The organism is Pseudomonas sp. A214 (assembly GCF_900156295.1).
Taxonomy (GTDB): Bacteria; Pseudomonadota; Gammaproteobacteria; order Pseudomonadales; family Pseudomonadaceae; genus Aquipseudomonas; species Aquipseudomonas rhizophila.
In genome coordinates this window covers 2080798-2097710 of the sequence record NZ_LT707062.1, presented here as the reverse complement: position 1 = coordinate 2097710, position 16913 = coordinate 2080798, and the positions used below count along the sequence as shown (strand labels likewise).

The 16913-nt window shown below is 60.9% G+C and carries 14 protein-coding genes and 1 pseudogene; 11 read left to right on the top strand and 4 right to left on the bottom strand.

Annotated features, from left to right (window positions below; translation table 11 throughout):
* Positions 1 to 187: 187 nt before the first annotated feature.
* Positions 188 to 1675, bottom strand: coding sequence for a helicase HerA-like domain-containing protein (locus BW979_RS09355; protein ID WP_076383684.1), 1488 nt, complete (start codon positions 1673 to 1675; stop codon positions 188 to 190).
* A gap of 188 nt (positions 1676 to 1863) precedes the next feature.
* On the opposite strand from BW979_RS09355, the pseudogene BW979_RS28100 reads away from it, so the two are divergent.
* From BW979_RS28100 to BW979_RS09335, 5 genes and pseudogenes are all read left to right on the top strand, one after another.
* Positions 1864 to 2895: pseudogene (locus BW979_RS28100) on the top strand (HAMP domain-containing protein); the annotation flags it as partial.
* 93 nt (positions 2896 to 2988) lie between these two features.
* On the top strand, positions 2989 to 3753 hold the full coding sequence (locus BW979_RS28095; RefSeq protein ID WP_370695207.1) for a methyl-accepting chemotaxis protein: 765 nt from the start codon (positions 2989 to 2991) through the stop codon (positions 3751 to 3753).
* Between the two features lie 184 nt (positions 3754 to 3937).
* A complete protein-coding gene (locus BW979_RS09345) occupies positions 3938 to 5059 on the top strand; it encodes a glycosyltransferase family 4 protein (RefSeq protein ID WP_047227089.1) in 1122 nt (373 codons plus the stop codon).
* A gap of 16 nt (positions 5060 to 5075) precedes the next feature.
* On the top strand, positions 5076 to 5843 hold the full coding sequence (locus BW979_RS09340) for a DUF2334 domain-containing protein (protein WP_076386563.1): 768 nt from the start codon (positions 5076 to 5078) through the stop codon (positions 5841 to 5843).
* On the top strand, positions 5840 to 6835 hold the full coding sequence (locus BW979_RS09335) for a lysylphosphatidylglycerol synthase transmembrane domain-containing protein (protein WP_076383682.1): 996 nt from the start codon (positions 5840 to 5842) through the stop codon (positions 6833 to 6835). Before BW979_RS09340 ends, BW979_RS09335 begins: the two co-directional genes overlap by 4 nt.
* Positions 6836 to 6842: 7 nt before the next feature.
* Here the strand turns inward: BW979_RS09335 and BW979_RS09330 are convergent, their stop codons facing one another.
* Positions 6843 to 7034 carry a hypothetical protein gene (locus tag BW979_RS09330; RefSeq protein WP_076383681.1) on the bottom strand — a complete coding sequence of 64 codons (192 nt, stop codon included), beginning with the start codon at positions 7032 to 7034 and terminating at the stop codon, positions 6843 to 6845.
* 58 nt (positions 7035 to 7092) lie between these two features.
* Positions 7093 to 7941 carry a formyltetrahydrofolate deformylase gene (purU, locus tag BW979_RS09325; RefSeq protein WP_047227093.1) on the bottom strand — a complete coding sequence of 283 codons (849 nt, stop codon included), beginning with the start codon at positions 7939 to 7941 and terminating at the stop codon, positions 7093 to 7095.
* Positions 7942 to 8244: 303 nt separating this feature from the next.
* On the opposite strand from purU, the gene mvaT reads away from it, so the two are divergent.
* On the top strand, positions 8245 to 8622 hold the full coding sequence (gene mvaT / locus BW979_RS09320) for a histone-like nucleoid-structuring protein MvaT (protein WP_047227094.1): 378 nt from the start codon (positions 8245 to 8247) through the stop codon (positions 8620 to 8622).
* Between the two features lie 93 nt (positions 8623 to 8715).
* Here mvaT and sbcB read toward each other — a convergent pair whose 3' ends face one another.
* Positions 8716 to 10143: an exodeoxyribonuclease I gene (gene sbcB / locus BW979_RS09315; RefSeq protein WP_047227095.1), complete on the bottom strand. Its 1428-nt coding sequence runs from the start codon at positions 10141 to 10143 to the stop codon at positions 8716 to 8718.
* A gap of 1315 nt (positions 10144 to 11458) precedes the next feature.
* Between sbcB and BW979_RS09310 the strand changes: the two genes are divergently transcribed.
* From BW979_RS09310 to BW979_RS09290, 5 genes are read left to right on the top strand one after another with little or no spacing between them, the layout of a single operon-like run.
* Positions 11459 to 12184 carry an RDD family protein gene (locus tag BW979_RS09310; RefSeq protein WP_076383680.1) on the top strand — a complete coding sequence of 242 codons (726 nt, stop codon included), beginning with the start codon at positions 11459 to 11461 and terminating at the stop codon, positions 12182 to 12184.
* Complete coding sequence (locus BW979_RS09305) at positions 12181 to 13155, top strand: stage II sporulation protein M (RefSeq protein ID WP_076383679.1); 975 nt, start codon at positions 12181 to 12183, stop codon at positions 13153 to 13155. The genes BW979_RS09310 and BW979_RS09305 overlap by 4 nt, the downstream gene beginning before the upstream one ends.
* Positions 13142 to 14680, top strand: coding sequence for a DUF4129 domain-containing protein (locus BW979_RS09300; protein WP_076383678.1), 1539 nt, complete (start codon positions 13142 to 13144; stop codon positions 14678 to 14680). The genes BW979_RS09305 and BW979_RS09300 overlap by 14 nt, the downstream gene beginning before the upstream one ends.
* A complete protein-coding gene (locus BW979_RS09295; RefSeq protein WP_076383677.1) occupies positions 14677 to 15840 on the top strand; it encodes a DUF4350 domain-containing protein in 1164 nt (387 codons plus the stop codon). The genes BW979_RS09300 and BW979_RS09295 overlap by 4 nt, the downstream gene beginning before the upstream one ends.
* Positions 15837 to 16841 (top strand): AAA family ATPase, encoded by a 1005-nt coding sequence (locus BW979_RS09290; RefSeq protein WP_047227100.1) that lies wholly within the window; start codon positions 15837 to 15839, stop codon positions 16839 to 16841. Before BW979_RS09295 ends, BW979_RS09290 begins: the two co-directional genes overlap by 4 nt.
* Positions 16842 to 16913 lie beyond the last annotated feature (72 nt).

Genomic DNA, 16913 nt, shown 5'->3' with positions numbered 1-16913 from the left:
ATCGCTATCGCGAGCAGGCTCGCTCCCACAGGAGATCTTCAGTGAACACAGATTTTGTGTACGACACAGATCAATTGTGGGAGCGAGCCTGCTCGCGATAGTGGCAGATCAGTCGGTACATTTGGCGCCTGTTGAATCGCCATCGCGAGCAGGCTCGCTCCCACAATGTTGAACTGTGCCGAGCCGGTTACCGGCGCTTTTTGCTCCCCAGCAACGACCCCATCAACCCACGCACCAGTTGCCGTCCCAACTGATTGGCGGCCTGGCGCATCGCCGATTTCAATGCCTGGCCGGCCGCCGTACCGAGAAATTCCCCGGCCTTGTCGGTGAAACTCGGTTCTTCAGCGCTCGCCTTGCCCTGTGCCTCTTCGGCTTGCGGCTCCAAGCCCTTGCGCCCCATCAGCACTTCATAGGCCGACTCGCGATCAATGGGTTTGTCATAACGCCCTTGCAAAGGGGAACGGGCGATCAGCCCGGCGCGTTCAACTTCGGTCAACGGCCCAATCCGCGATTGTGGCGGCGCCACGAGCACACGCTGGACCATTTGCGGCGTGCCCTTTTCCTGCAAAGTGCCCACCAAGGCTTCGCCAATACCCAGCTCGGTCAGCACCGTCAGCGCATCGAATTGCGGGTTGGGCCGGAAACCGTCCGCCACCGCCCGCAGGGATTTCTGCTCCTTGGTGGTGAAGGCCCGCAAGCCGTGCTGGATGCGCAGGCCCAACTGCGCCAGCACGTCGTCCGGCAAGTCTCCTGGCGACTGGGTCACGAAGTACACCCCCACGCCCTTGGAGCGAATCAGCCGCACCACTTGCTCCAACCGCTCTTGCAACGCCTTGGGGGTATCGGCAAAGAGCAGATGGGCCTCATCGAAGAACAGCGCCAGCAGCGGTTTGTCCGCGTCGCCGCGCTCGGGCAATTGCTCGAACAACTCGGCCAGCAGCCAGAGCAGGAACGTTGCGTAGACTTTTGGTGCTTCATGCACCAGACGGCTGGCGTCCAGCAAATGGATAGGGCCGCGTCCGTCGCTGGCCGGTTGCAGGATGTCCTCAAGCTGCAAGGCCGGCTCGCCGAACAGCGCATCCGCGCCTTGTTGCTCCAATGTGGCCAAGCGCCGCAGCAAAGCCTGGCTGGAACCGGTGGTCATCAAAGCGGCGTCGTCCCCCAGCAGCTCAGGGTTGTCCCTGAGGTGATTGAGCAGCGCCTTCAAGTCCTTGAGATCCAGCAGCAACAGGCCTTCGCGATCGGCAACCTTGAAGGCCGCGTACAGCGCCGATTGCTGACTGTCGGTGAGTTCCAACAGGCTGCCGAGCAACAGCGGGCCCATTTCACTCAGGGTGGTGCGCAGCGGATGACCGGACTTGCCATGAATGTCCCACAAGGTCACCGGATAAGCCTGGGGTTTGTGGCCGAGCCAGGACATGCCGGCGATACGCTCGGCGACTTTGCCCTGGGGATTGCCGGCGGCGCCGAGGCCGCACAGGTCGCCCTTGATGTCTGCGGCGAATACCGCAACGCCGGCATCGCTGAACGTCTCGGCCAGGCGTTGCAAGGTGACGGTCTTGCCGGTGCCGGTGGCACCTGCCACCAGACCATGACGGTTAGCCAGACGCAGGGCCTGGGCGATGGGTTGGCCGGCAAGGTCGGCGCCAATAACAAGTTGCGATGAGTCAGGCATTTCGTCACCTGTGGTTAATCTATGGCCTTGCATGGCCGATATCTAAAGCGACAGACCCTACTGAAACAAGGTCGGATAATTCCCTAAGGAGAGGAGGAAATATCAGCTTTTTTTCACTATGAAGCCATTTTTGCGCGCTTATATATAAGCACGCTTAGCGTATCAAGACCTTAGCGGACCCCCGTGCCATGAATAAAAACCTGCGCTTTAGCCATAAAATTCTAATAGCCGCCGCGCTCATCGTGATTGCGGCCTTCGCTTCCTTCACGGCCTACAACGATTACCTGCAACGCAACGCCATCCGTGACGACCTGGACAGTTACCTGCATGAAATGGGTGCTGTCACGGCAAACAACATTCAGACCTGGCTGACCGGCCGCATCCTGCTTATCGAGAACCTGGCCCAGAACATCGCCGTCACCCCCGACCCGAGCAGCGTCACCCACCTGCTGGAACAGAAAGCGCTGACCTCGACCTTCATGGCGTCCTACCTTGGCGATGCCCAGGGCAGTTTCATCATTCGCCCCGATGCGAAGATGCCTGACGGTTTCGATCCGCGCGTACGTCCTTGGTACAAAGGCGCACAAAGCAGCAGCACCTCGACCCTGACCGAACCCTACATTGACGCTGCCAGCGGCGGGCTGATCATTTCCATCGCCAGCGCCTCGAAAAACGCCACACAAAATGTCGGTGTCGTGGGCGGCGACCTGAGCCTGCAGACCATTGTGGACAACCTCAAGACCGTGAATTTCGACGGCATGGGGTATGCCTACCTGATCAGCGCCGACGGCAAGATCCTGGTACACCCGGATAAAGCCCTGGTCATGAAAACCCTGGCCGAAGCCTACCCGACGAACACCCCGAAGATCAGCGACCAGATCAGCGAAGTCGAGGTCGATGGCCAAACGCGTATCGTGACCTTCACGCCGATCAAAGGCCTGCCCTCGGTGAACTGGTACGTCGGCGTGTCGGTGGACAAAGACAAGGCCTACTCGATGCTCAGCGATTTCCGCACCTCGGCCGTCGTGGCGACGGTCATTGCCGTGGCGTTCATCATTGCGCTGCTGAGCATGTTGATCCGCTTGCTGATCCAACCGCTGCATGTGATGACCCGGGCGATGGAAGACATTGCCGATGGCGACGGCGACCTGACCAAACGTCTGACGATCCAGAATCAGGACGAATTCGGCATTCTGGGCACGGCGTTCAACCGTTTCGTGGAGCGTATCCATAATTCGATCCGCGAAGTGTCCTCCGCCACCGAACACGTCAACGAAGTCGCCTTGCGGGTGGTGAGCGCGTCGAACTCCTCGATGGTCAATTCCGACGAGCAGGCCAGTCGCACCAACAGCGTGGCCGCGGCCATCAATCAATTAGGCGCCGCTGCTCAGGAAATCGCCCGCAATGCAGCGCAAGCTTCCCATCAGGCCAGCGACGCCCGTGGCCTGGCCGAGGATGGTCAACAAGTGGTGGATCGCAGCATTGCCGCGATGAATCGCTTGTCCGACTTGCTGAGTGCCTCAAGCAGCAACGTTGAATCGCTGAACAGCAAAACCGTGAACATTGGCCAGATCCTGGAGGTGATCACCAGCATTTCCCAGCAAACCAACCTGCTTGCCCTCAATGCTGCAATTGAGGCAGCCCGGGCCGGTGAGGCCGGGCGCGGGTTTGCCGTGGTGGCCGATGAAGTGCGCAACCTGGCCCACCGCACCCAGGAATCGGCGCAACAGGTGCAGACCATGATCGAGGAGTTGCAGGTCGGCGCCCGGGATTCGGTCACGACCATGAACGACAGCCAGCGCCACAGCCAGGAAAGCGTGGAAATCGCCAACCTGGCCGGCGAGCGCCTGAACAGCGTGACCCAGCGCATCGGTGAAATTGATGGCATGAACCAGTCAGTGGCCACCGCCACCGAGGAGCAGACGGCCGTGGTGGAATCCATCAACGTGGACATCACCGAGATCAACACGCTGAACCAGGAAGGCGTGGAGAACCTGCAATCGACATTGCGCGCCTGCTCAGACCTTGAGCAGCAAGCGGCGCGGTTGAAGCAACTGGTGGGCAGTTTCCGCATCTGACGCCATCGCCAGCAGGCTCGCTTCCACAGGGTTTTGTGCACAACACAGATCCACGGTGGAGCGAGCCTGCTCGCGATAGGCCCCTCTCAAACAACACACTGCTGACAGACATCCCGCCGCCCACAACCCCAACCGAACATCTATTCTTACTAAAGGTCAACAAAGGAGAATACGGACCGGAGGGATGTTCATCGTGCACATAGCGGACATAACCATGTTCTACGCCCCCGCCAGCGGCGGCGTGCGCACTTATCTGGATGCCAAGCACCGGCGCCTGAGTGATCGGCCCGGAATTCGTCACAGTCTGTTGATCCCAGGCGCGCATTTGAGCGAGCACGACGGGATCTATAAGGTTCCGGCCCCCGCGCTGCCTTTCGGCAAGGGCTACCGCTTCCCGCTCCGCCTGGCGCCCTGGCGCAATGTCCTGCGTGATTTACAACCGGACCTGATTGAAGTCGGCGATCCCTACCTCACCGCATGGGCTGCCCTGGACGCCCGGCGTCAGCTCGATGTGCCGGTGATCGGTTTCTATCACTCCGACCTGCCGCTGCTGGTCAGCAACCGCATGGGCAACTGGTTCACGCCCAACATCGAAGCCTATGTCAGCAAGTTGTACGGCAATTTCGACCGGGTCCTGGCGCCGAGCCAGGTCATGGCCGACAAGTTGATCGGGTTGGGGGTCAAGAACGTCTACGTGCAGCCGTTGGGCGTGGATCTGCAAACCTTCAACCCCGCCGCCCGCGACCCGGAACTGCGAGCCGAGCTGGGCATCGCCGAAGATACGCGCCTGCTGATTTTCGCCGGTCGCGGTTCCAGGGAAAAAAACCTGCCGGTGCTGCTCAAGTGCATGAAACGCCTGGGCGAACGTTATCACCTGCTGCTGGTGGGTTCGTCCATGCCCGCCGTGGTCCCGGACAACGTTACGGTGGTCGATGAATTCTGTCCGGCACCGCAAGTTGCCCGGCTCATGGCCAGCGCCGATGCATTGGTGCATGCCGGTGACCAGGAAACCTTCGGCCTGGTGATTCTCGAGGCCATGGCCAGCGGTATCCCTGTGGTGGCGGTGGCGGCCGGGGCTTTCACCGAAATCGTCCACGAAGACTGCGGCCTGCTGTGCACGCCCGACAATCCACAGGCCATGGCCAACGCCGTGCGGCAACTGTTTGCCGAAGGCTGTCAGCGACGCGGTGTGCTGGCGCGCCAGCACGTTGAGCGTCACTACGCCTGGGACTCGGTGGTCAACAGCCTGTTGGGCCACTACCACAGCGTCCTGGGTGAACAACTGCCCCTGTTGGCCAATGGTTGAGGTGAAGTCCGTGTCGATGAATCAATCGCCCAGCCTACTGTTGGTGCTGCATGACGTGGCGCCGCAAACCTGGCCCGACTACCAGCCCTTCGTCGAAGCTGTCGACGCCCTCGGCCAGGTGCCAATGACCTGGCTGGTGGTGCCGGACTTTCACCACGCCAACGCGCTGGAGGATCACCCCGGTTTTCGGCGCCTGCTCGACAACCGGGTCGAGCGCGGCGACGAATTGGTGCTACACGGCTACTACCATTGCGACGACGGTCCGCCGGCAACTCATCCCAAGGACTGGTTCATGCGCCGGGTGTATACCCACGAAGGCGAGTTTTACAGCCTGTCCGAGGAGGCGGCCCTCGCCCGCCTGCGCGCGGGTGTCGAAACCTTCCAGCGTTACCAGTGGCCGCTGGAGGGTTTCGTTGCGCCCGCCTGGCTCATGAGCGAAGGCACGCGCCAGGCACTGCGCCAGTTGCCGCTGAGTTACACCAGCGATCCCCAGCGTCTCTATCGCTTGCCGGACTTCACCCCGATCGACGCCCCAGGGCTGGTATGGAGCGCCCGCAGCGCCTGGCGCCGTGGCCTTTCCAAAGTCATCAATGATCAACGTGAACAGCGCTGGCGCCAGGCACCAGTCATTCGGCTCGGCCTGCATCCCGTCGACATGCGCCATGGGTTCTCCCGGGATTATTGGTTGCGCACCCTCGAACGCCTGCTCAACGACGGCCGCGTACCGATGACCAAGGTCCAATGGCTGGCGACCCAGGGCCTGCAGGTCCGCGACGCCGCATGAAACGGCTGATATGGCTGGGCGCCGCCTTGCTCTTGGCGCTACTGGTGCCGTGGTTGATGGGTGGCGGGGAGATGTGGTCGCGGGTGCAGCGCTTTCCCTTGTCACTGCTGCTGACCATGCTCGGCATGATTGTCCTGTGCTGGGGCTTGAACTCCGTGCGCCTGCGTTTGCTGCTGGGTGAACACCGCGGGCGCATCGGCCGGCTGAAAAGCATTGGCATCGTCATGTCTACCGAGTTCGCCATGTGTGCCACGCCCGGCGGCAGTGGCGGGCCGCTGACGCTGATGGCGTTGCTGGCGCGCAACGGCGTGCGTCCGGCCCATGGCAGCGCGGTGTTTGCCATGGATCAGTTGAGCGATCTGCTGTTTTTCCTCTGCGCCTTGGTCGGCATCCTGTTTTATGCCTTGTTCCAGAACCTCAGCCAGAGCATCGAATGGATGCTGGCATTGAGTGCCTTCTCGTTGTTTGGCGGACTGTTCGGCTGCGTGCTGGTGGCCCGCTACCACCGCAAACTGATTCTGCTGGGCGCTCGGTTATTGCGACATCTGCGGGTAAAGACCGCCACTCGCCAACGCTGGGGACGCAAGATCCTGCACTTTCTGGCGGCATTTACCGACACCCTGAAATTGCCCCGTCAGACCCTGTTCCAGGTCTTCGGCCTGACCTGCCTTCACTGGGCCCTGCGCTACAGCGTGTTGTATCTGGCGTTGAGAGGACTGGGGGCGGATTTGCAGTGGGCCTGGAGCTTTCTGATCCAGATGCTCTCCTTGAGCGCAGGGCAGTTCAGCCTGCTGCCCGGTGGCGCCGGGGCGGCAGAGTTGACCTCGGCGGCGCTGCTGGCGCCCATGGTGGGCAAATCTACAGCCGCAGCGGCGATTCTGATCTGGCGGGCCGTGACTTATTACTTTTATCTGGTCGCCGGTGGACCCGTGTTCTTTTTGATGGTCGGGCGACCGTTGATCAAGAAGTTGATCAAGCTGCGGCAGGCGTGACACCCCTTTAGGAATCACCGCTTTCAGGCTTGGTAGGCGCTGGTTCGTCCTCGGGGTGCATTTGTTTCCACAGTTGCGCAGCGTCGGGAAACTCCGTGCCATCCTCCGGGCTCAACGCTTCAGGATCGTAACGGCTCAGGCACCCCTCACCCAGGGTCGCCGGGGCTCGGGAGGTGGCTTTGTCCAATGGATCGGTCATGGCGAACCTCATGAAAAAAGGGCCTGGTGATCACTCGCCCAGGCCCTTTGCAGTGTAGTCAGAACACCACGGTCTTGTTGCCGTGCACCAGCACTCGGTCTTCCAGGTGATAACGCAAGCCGCGCGCCAGTACCATTTTTTCCACGTCACGGCCGAAACGCACCATGTCTTCGATGCTGTCGCTGTGGCTGACGCGCACAACGTCCTGCTCGATGATCGGCCCTGCGTCCAGCTCTTCGGTCACGTAGTGGCAGGTGGCGCCAATCAGCTTCACACCCCGCATCGAGGCCTGGTGATACGGCTTGGCACCGACAAACGACGGCAGGAAGCTGTGGTGGATATTGATGACCTTGTGCGCGTATTCGCTGCACAAGGAAGGCGGCAGGATTTGCATGTAGCGGGCCAGCACCACCACCTCGGCGTCGTGCTGTTTGACCAGCCGCGAAACTTCGGCAAACGCCGGCTGCTTGTCCTGTGGGTCGACCGGAACGTGGTAATAAGGGATACCGTGCCACTCCACCATACTGCGCAAGGCGTCATGGTTGGAAATGACACAGGCGATGTCGCAATCGAGCTCATCGCTGTGCCAGCGGTGCAGCAAATCAGCCAGGCAGTGAGATTCTTTACTGGCCATCAGCACCACGCGTTTTTTCTGCTCGGTATCGGTGATTCGCCAGTCCATCGAAAACTCTTCGGCAATCGGTGCGAACGCCTCACGAAAGGCTTCGATGCCGAAGGGAAGCGAGTCGGCACGAATTTCGTGACGCATGAAAAACCAGCCACTGTGAGTGTCCGAGTGATGGCTCGCTTCAGTGATCCAACCATTATGGGACGCCAGAAAATTACTGACCTTAGCAACGATGCCGACGCGGTCCGGGCAAGCGATCACCAGCCGAAAAGTGCGCATTAGGGGAACTCCAGAACTTCACAAAGGCGGCCATTCTAGCCATTGCGCGGCAAAACTGCAGTATCGATGACACGCCGCGCACATTTGTCTGCCCGGGCAGCAATGGGCCGGACCTTTGGCAACACGCTATATTTGTGAGCAGATGTGAAGACTGTGTTTCAGTATTTAACTGCAACGCCGTTTTTGCGAGGCTGCACTAATTAATTAAATAAAACATCGGTTAAATGTTTACTTGATGAAACTGTCTGATTATTATTGCCTCACTGTCTCCTTGTCACCCGCGTCCTACATAAGGTAGTCCTCATGTCCTTGATCAATGAATACCGCAGCACCGAAGAAGCAATCAAAGAACTGCAAGAACGCCTGAAAGCTCTGTCTAAAGACGACAAGCTGCAGAAAGAACTGGAATTCGAAGGCAAACTGCGCACGCTGATGGGCGAATACCAGAAATCGCTGCGTGACATCATTGCCATGCTGGATCCAGAAGCCAAATCGAGCAAGGCAACCCGTGGCGCCGTAAAAACTACCGGCACCAAACGCGCTCGCAAAGTTAAGCAATACAAAAACCCGCACAACGGCGAAGTCATCGAAACCAAAGGTGGCAACCACAAGACTCTGAAAGAGTGGAAAGCCAAGTGGGGCGGTGACGTGGTTGAAGGTTGGGCAACCCTGCTGGGCTAAGCCTCACCGGTTCGCGCCGCTTTATGCGAACAGAATAACGCCAGCGATTGCTGGCGTTTTTTTATGCCTGCGATTTACCCACTTCATCGCCACTCAAAGGCTTAAACGTTTACGCAATTGCTGGCTGTAGCCCTGCCACTCTATGAGTACCTCGCGCTGCAATGGCGTGGAAACGGCCATCCATTCCTCCATCGCCTCATCAAAACTTTGCAAGGTATTAGGCGCCCCCCATTCCGGGGAGGACAAACGCTGCTGACAGAAAAGTCTCCAACGCTCCTGCTCTTCGCCGGTCAAGGTCTCAGGGAAGTTGCGCGCGCGATATCTGAACAATAACTCCGGTAAACGCTCATCATCAAAAGGCCAGTGTTCTGAAGCCAATTGAGCAGGGTCAGCCATGCGGACTTGCTCGCACAATCGACGATCGCGGTCGCCGATGAAGCCTGCGTATAACTGCTGCTCGGGATCCTCACTGGCAGTGAAATCCTCGCGACCATAAATGGCCTGAAGTTTGTCCTGCCAAACTTGCTGTGCGTCAGTTAGCCGCAGCGCACGCTCCTGATAAACGTCCATGTCCAGTTGCAGCCGCTGCTGGTCCTCGGCACGCAGCACCGAGAGCGGCGCGACCACCGGGCACTTGTTGATATGAATGAGTTTGAGAGGCACCGGCAACTCGCCTTCGAGCAGTTCTTCACGGCGGGTATACAAACGTTGCCTCAGGGTTTCAGCATCGTGGTCCAGCAAACCCAGCGGGTCCAGGTGCAAGTCACAGACAATCAGGGCATTGCGATTTTTCGGGTGCCAGGCCAATGGTAAAACTACCCCGATGTAGTTGCGCGCGGCCGAGAAACGCCCGGAAACATGCACCATAGGCTGCAACAGGCGGATCTGATCCATGACTTTCTGTTTGCTGCGCAGTTGGAACAGCCACTCGTAAAGCCTGGGTTGTTTCTGGCGGATCAGACGGGCCAAGGCGATCGTCGCGCGCACGTCCGACAACGCATCGTGAGCCTGGCCGTGGTCAATACCATTGGCGGCGGTCAGGCGCTCCAGCTTGAGGGTCACGCGGCCCTCCTCTTGCGGCCAGACAATGCCTTCGGGGCGCAGCGCATAGGCGGCGCGCACCAGGTCGATCAGGTCCCAGCGGCTATTGCCGCCCTGCCACTCGCGCGCGTACGGGTCGAAAAAATTCCGATAGAGGCTATAGCGGGTCATTTCGTCGTCGAAGCGCAGGGTGTTGTAACCGGCGCCACAGGTGCCGGGCGCGGCCAGTTGCCCGTGGATACGGGTCATGAAGTCGGCTTCAGTCAAGCCTTTGTCGGCCAGGCATTGCGGGGTAATGCCGGTGATCGCACAAGCCGCCGGATGCGGCAGGATGTCCTCGCTGGGCTGGCAATACAGGTTCACCGGCTCGTCGATTTCATTGAGTTCGAAATCGGTACGGATCCCCGCCACTTGCAAGGGCCGGTCACAACGCGGGTTGATGCCGGTGGTTTCGTAGTCGTACCAGAAGATAGAAGTCACGGGGCGTTCCTGGGTTGAAGACTGGCGAAGTCTAGGCCTTCGAGCCCACCTGCGGCCAGCGCTGCCTGAGTTTTGAAATCCAAAGGGGGATCTGAGGCGGACACCGGATCAGTGAACACCCCGATCAAAACTGTGGGAGCGAGCCTGCTCGCGATAGCGGTCTGCCTGAAACGGCAATGCTGAATGTGCCGCGGTCATCGCGAGCAGGCTCGCTCCCACAGGGGATGTGTGGCGGGTGCAAAATGCGTGAACACCGTCAATCAAAACTGTGGGAACGAGCCTGCTCGCGATAGCGGTCTGCCTGAAACGGCAATGCTGAATGTGCCGCGGTCATCGCGAGCAGGCTCGCTCCCACAAGGGATGTGTGGCGGGTGCAAAATGCGTGAACACCGTCAATCAAAACTGTGGGAACGAGCCTGCTCGCGATAGCGGTCTGCCTGAAACGGCAATGCTGAATGTGCCGTGGTCATCGCGAGCAGGCTCGCTCCCACAAGGGATGTGTGGCGGGTGCAAAATACGTGAACATCGTCAATCAGAACTGTGGGAACGAGCTTGCTCGCGATAGCGGTCTGCCTGAAACGGCAATGCTGAATGTGCCGCGGTCATCGCGAGCAGGCTCGCTCCCACAGGGGATGTGTGGCGGGTGCAAAATGCGTGAACACCGTCAATCAGAGCTGTGGGAACGAGCCTGCTCGCGATAGCGGTCTGCCTGAAACGGCAATGCTGAATGTGCCGCCGTCATCGCGAGCAGGCTTGCTCCCACAAGGGATGTGTGGCGGGTGCAAAATGCGTGAACACCGTCAATCAGAACTGTGGGAACGAGCCTGCTCGCGATAGCGGTCTGCCTGAAACGGCAATGCTGAATGTGCCGTGGTCATCGCGAGCAGGCTCGCTCCCACAGGGGATGTGTGGCGGGTGCAAAATGCGTGAACACCGTCAATCAAAACTGTGGGAGCGAGCCTGCTCGCGATAGCGGTCTGCCTGAAACGGCAATGCTGAATGTGCCGCGGTCATCGCGAGCAGGCTCGCTCCCACAAGGGATGTGTGGCGGGTGCAAAATGCGTGAACACCGTCAATCAAAACTGTGGGAGCGAGCCTGCTCGCGATAGCGGTCTGCCTGAAACGGCAATGCTGAATGTGCCGCGGTCATCGCGAGCAGGCTCGCTCCCACAGGGGTTCTGCTTTTGTGTTCGGGCCCTGAATCCTGTGGCAAGCCATGAAATGACATACATAGTTATGTCGTTTGCCCGCACGAAGACTGCTAGCATCGGGACCGAGACTGAACGTTCGAACCGGCCCATCACTCAGGTTGCCCATGCTCGAGAGACCAGCACTGCAAAGGAACGCGACGCTGCCCCCGCCACTCGATACGCGGTATCAGGTTGAAACGCCCGAAGGCATCGACCTGCCGCTACGCCCGGCGGGGTTGATGCCTCGTGCGCTGGCCTTTGCCATCGACCTGGGCATACGCGGGCTGGTCCTGGGGCTGGTGTTCATCATCCTGGCGTTTTTTGGTGAGCTGGGCATTGGCCTGGGCTCCATCCTGCTGTTCGTTGTCAGTTGGTGGTACATGGTGCTGTTCGAGGTGCTGAACCAGGGGCGCTCCCCCGGCAAGCAGATCATGGGGTTGCGAGTGGTGCAGGACGACGGCAGGCCTATCGGCTGGTCCGCTTCACTGATCCGCAACCTGCTGCGTTTTGTCGACATGCTACCCTTCGGCTACACCTTCGGGGCAATCAGTTGCCTGCAACATCCTGCCTTCAAACGCCTGGGAGACCTGGCCGCCGGCACCCTGGTGGTGTATCGCGAGCAACCGGTCAAACGTCCCGCGCTGCCCCTGGCGCAGTCGATACGACCGCCCTTTACCCTGAGCCTGAACGAGCAACGCGCCGTGCTGGGTTTCGCTGAACGCCAGGCTGAACTGTCCCAAGCGCGGGTCAACGAACTGGCGAGCATCCTGGCCGCGCCACTGAACGTCCAGGCCCCCAGAGCCGTGGCCGAACTCAATGGCATCGCCCGTGGCCTGCTGGGGCCGACATGAAACAAAGTCTGTTCGAAAGCCGCCACCAAGGCGAATGGGACCGACTGTCCCGACAACTCGATCAACTGGAGCGCAGTCGTAACGTGCCCCAAAGCAGTGACTTTCCTCCTGCCTACCGCAGGCTTTGTCAGCATCTGGCGCTGGCCCAGGCACGAGGTTACAGCAGCCTGCTGGTCGACACGCTGCAGCAGTTGGCGCTGCGCGGTCACCAGCAACTCTATCGGGATCGCAGCCGGCCATCGACCGGCCTTTCGACTTTCATCCTGGCCGGTTTCCCCCGACTCGTGCGGGAACAATGGCGTTTCGTACTGGCCGCCGGAGCGATGTTCATGGGTAGCCTGATCGGCATCGGGCTGCTGGTCTATCTGTTTCCCGAGCTGGTCTACAGCCTGTTGAGCGTCGAGGAAGTCAGCCAGATACGTGGCATGTACGACCCGGCCAGCGGGCACCTGGGGCGTTCGATCGAGCGGGCCGCCAGCCAAGACTGGGTCATGTTCGGCTACTACATCATGCACAACATCGGCATCGCCTTTCAGACATTCGCCAGTGGCTTGATGTTTGGCCTGGGTAGCGCGTTCTTCCTGTTTTTCAACGGCCTGACCATTGGTGCGGTGGCCGGGCACCTGACCCAGATAGGCTCGGGTGGGACGTTCTGGTCGTTCGTCATCGGCCACGGCGCCTTCGAACTCACTGCCATCACGTTGGCCGGCGCCGCCGGCCTGCAACTGGGCTGGGCGTTGATCGCACCGGGGCGCCTCACCCGAGGCGAGGCCTTGCGGATCGCCGCCGGCAAAAGCGTGCTGATGGTCGGCGGCGTGATGCTGTTGCTGCTGATTGCCGCGTTCATCGAAGCTTACTGGTCCTCCAGCGCCGTGACAGCCGCGACCAAATACACGGTCGGCGCCTTGTTGTGGCTTCTGGTGATCAGTTATCTGGTGTTTGCCGGACGGGCCCGCCATGCGTCTGAGTGATGCCACCGTGGTCATCCGCCCGCGCACCACCTGGGAAGCCATGGACCTGGGCGTGTTGATGAGCCAGCAGCATCGACGTTTGCTGATGACCAGCTGGGCCGTTATCACGCTGCCGGTGTTTGCGCTGTTGTCCCTGCTGCTGTGGGATTCGCCCTCTCTGGCGATGTTCCTGTTCTGGTGGTTGAAACCGGCCTTTGACCGTTTGCCCCTGTACATTTTGTCCAAGTCGCTGTTCGGCGAAACACCGACGCTGAAACAGGCCTTGCGCCAGTGGCCCACACTGCTCAAACCCCAGTTGCTGGCAAGCCTGACCTGGCGACGGCTGAGCCTGAGTCGCAGCTTCCTGATGCCCGTGGTGCAACTCGAAGGACTCGACGGCGAGGCGCGTGAACAGCGCTTGCGGGTGCTGCTGCAACGCAACCGTGGCGCCGCGCAATGGCTGACCGTGATCGGTGTCCACCTGGAGATCGCCTTGTGGTTCGGCCTCATGGCCCTGTTCTACCTGCTCGTGCCGCAGCAGGTAGAGCTGCAATGGAACTGGCAGACGCTGATCGCCGTCGCCGAGCACGACTGGTTGTGGCTCGAACACCTGATCAACTTGTTGTATCCCCTGCTGCTGATCGTCTGGGAGCCGGTGTATGTCGCCTGCGGTTTCAGCCTCTACCTGAACCGGCGCACGATACTCGAAGCCTGGGACATTGAGCTGGTGTTCCGGCGCCTGCGCCAACGCCTGAGCAGCACCGCCCCCGCGCTGATGCTGCTGGCACTGCTGCTGGTGCCGCTGGCACCGCCGGCCTGGGCCGCCGAAGACAACACCGGCCCCGACAGCCCGCGGCTGCTCAACCAACCTCTTACCAGCGAAGCCTCCAAGGACAGCATCAAGGCGATCCTCCAGGCTCCGCCGTTCAAGAACCCGGAAACGGTCACCCGCTATCGCTTGGGTGAAGAAACCGCCGAATCGGCCGAGACCGACGAAGCGCCGGGCTGGCTCAAGGCATGGTTCAAATGGATCAGCGGCCAACGCTTCGACATCGCCGCCGCACTGATCCAGATCGTACTGTGGGCCTGCCTGGTGGCGGCGATTGCCTGGCTGGCCTGGCGCTACCGGGAAAGGCTCAGGGCCTTGGTGAATCTGCGACCGACAAAACGCCCACCCGTGGCACGAGCGATGCCGGCGCAGATGTTCGGTCTGGATATTCGCGAAGAGAGCCTGCCGGACGACGTGGCCACCAGCGTGGAACAACTATGGGCCGCTGACCCTCGCCAGGCCCTGGGGCTGCTGTATCGGGCCTTGCTCAGCCGGTTGCATCATGACTTTGCGCTTCCCTTGAAACCGGCCGACACCGAAGGCCAGGTGCTGCAACGCATCGAACAGCTTGAGCATGAACGCCTGCTGACCTTCAGCCAACACCTGACTCAGCACTGGCAAAACATTGCATACGGCCATCGCCCGCCGCCGCCCCACCTGCAACAGCAACTGTGCGATGACTGGCGCGGGTTGTTCGGGCCGGAGGCGTCTCGATGAATCGCCGCGCAGGGCTGTTGGTCGGCGCCGGGGTGGCCGCGCTGCTCTGCGTCATGGCCCTCTATCTGTTCCTGAACGCAGTGCCCTATCAGGAAACCATCGATCACGGCCCCTCCCCCGAGGCCCAGGCCAATCCCTACCTGGCCGCCGAACATTTCCTGCGCCGGCAGGGCATAAACGTCGAGCACGCCAATAATCTGGACGTCCTGCCCAACCTTGAGCCTGATCAGCGCAGCCTGCTGTTGTTGGGTGAACGCACCCACATGACCCCACGGGAAGTCGATCAGTTGATGAACTGGGCCCAGGCCGGTGGACGATTGCTGTTTGTCGCCGAAGCCTTGTGGGATAACAGTACCGCCAGCAGCGGCGACTTATTGCTGGACCGTGTGCGCCTGCGTCAATTCCTGAGCAAGGACCTCAAGACGCCGGAGCCCGAACTCATCAAGAATCGCTACCCCAAGCTGACCAAGCTGTACCTGGAGGACGAAGAAGCACCCGCGTATGTCGGCTTCGACACCGATTTCCACCTCGAAGACCCGCAAAACCTAGCCCAGGCTTGGGCCAACAGCGCGTTGGCGACCCACATGATGCAGCTCAACCATGGCCTGGGCTCGATCACCGTGCTCACCGACGCCGAGCTGTGGAAGAACGACCATATCGACCAATACGACAACGCCTGGCTGCTCTGGTATTTGAGCGCCGACACCCACGTGACGCTGCTGTATGACATCGACCATGACAACTTGCTGGCCCTGTTGCTGCGTTATTTCCCCCAGGCCTTGGTGGCGCTGCTGGCCTTGATCGCCCTCTGGCTCTGGCGTTCGGCGGTGCGTCAGGGCCCGCTGCAACAACCGGCTCCCAAGGCGCGGCGCCAGTTGGAGGAACACGTGCAGGCCAGCGCCGGTTTTCATCTACGACACAATGGCCGTCAGCATCTGCTGCACAGCTTGCAACAGGACGTGCTGCGCCGGGCACGCCATCTGCATCCCGGTTTCGAACAACTGGCCGTGGCCGAACAGTGGCAAGTGCTCGCCCGCCTGACCCGCCAACCCACGCGGGCCATCAGCCAGGCCTTAAGCCCCCGACCGCAACAGCGCATGTCCAGCGCTGAGTTCTGCCGTCAGGTCGCCCATCTGCAAACCCTCAGGAATGCCTTATGACTGAAGAGAACGAACCTGCCGGCGGCCAGACCCACGCCGCCCAACAGCGCCAGCGCGCCAGTCAACTGGCCCAGGCTATTCGCACCGAGCTGCACAAGGCGGTGGTCGGCCAGGCCGCGGTGATCGACGATGTGCTCACGGCCCTGATCGCCGGCGGACACGTCTTGCTCGAAGGGGTTCCAGGATTGGGCAAGACGCTGCTGGTGCGCGCCCTGGCCCGCTGTTTCGGCGGCGAATTCGCGCGCATCCAGTTCACCCCCGACCTGATGCCCAGCGACGTCACCGGGCACGCGGTGTACGACTTGCAGACCGAGCAGTTCAAGCTGCGCAAGGGGCCGGTGTTTACCAACCTGCTGCTGGCCGACGAAATCAACCGCGCCCCGGCCAAGACCCAGGCGGCGCTGCTCGAAGCCATGCAGGAACGCCAGGTCACCCTCGAAGGTCGCGCCTTGCCCATCGCCCAACCGTTCATGGTGCTCGCCACCCAGAACCCGATCGAACAGGAAGGCACCTACCCGCTGCCGGAAGCCGAGCTCGACCGTTTCATGCTCAAAGTGCGCATGGACTATCCCGACGCCGACCAGGAATTGAACATGGTCCGTCAGGTCAGCCGTTCGACCCGGGCCGACATGCTCGATGTACAACCGTTGCGCACGGTGTTGCAGGCCAAGGACGTGCAAGCGCTGCAACGCATCGCCAGTGACCTGCCGATGGACGATCAGGTGCTCGACTACGCCGTGCGCCTGGCCCGCACCACCCGCAGTTGGCCGGGCCTGACCTTGGGCGCCGGGCCGCGTGCCTCGATTGCCCTGGTGCGCTGCGCCCGGGCCCGGGCATTGTTGCGCGGCGGCGAGTTCGTGGTGCCGGATGACATCAAGGGCTGCGCCCTGGCCGTGCTGCGCCACCGGGTGCGGCTGGCACCGGAGCTGGACATCGAAGGGCTTTCGGTGGATCAGGTGCTGGGGCAACTGCTCGATCAAGTGCCGGCGCCGCGGTTGTGAGGAGGCGGCCTGTGCCAAGAGCACTTCTTGAGGCAAGACCGCTTTCTGTGGCGAGGGAGCTTGCTCCCGCTG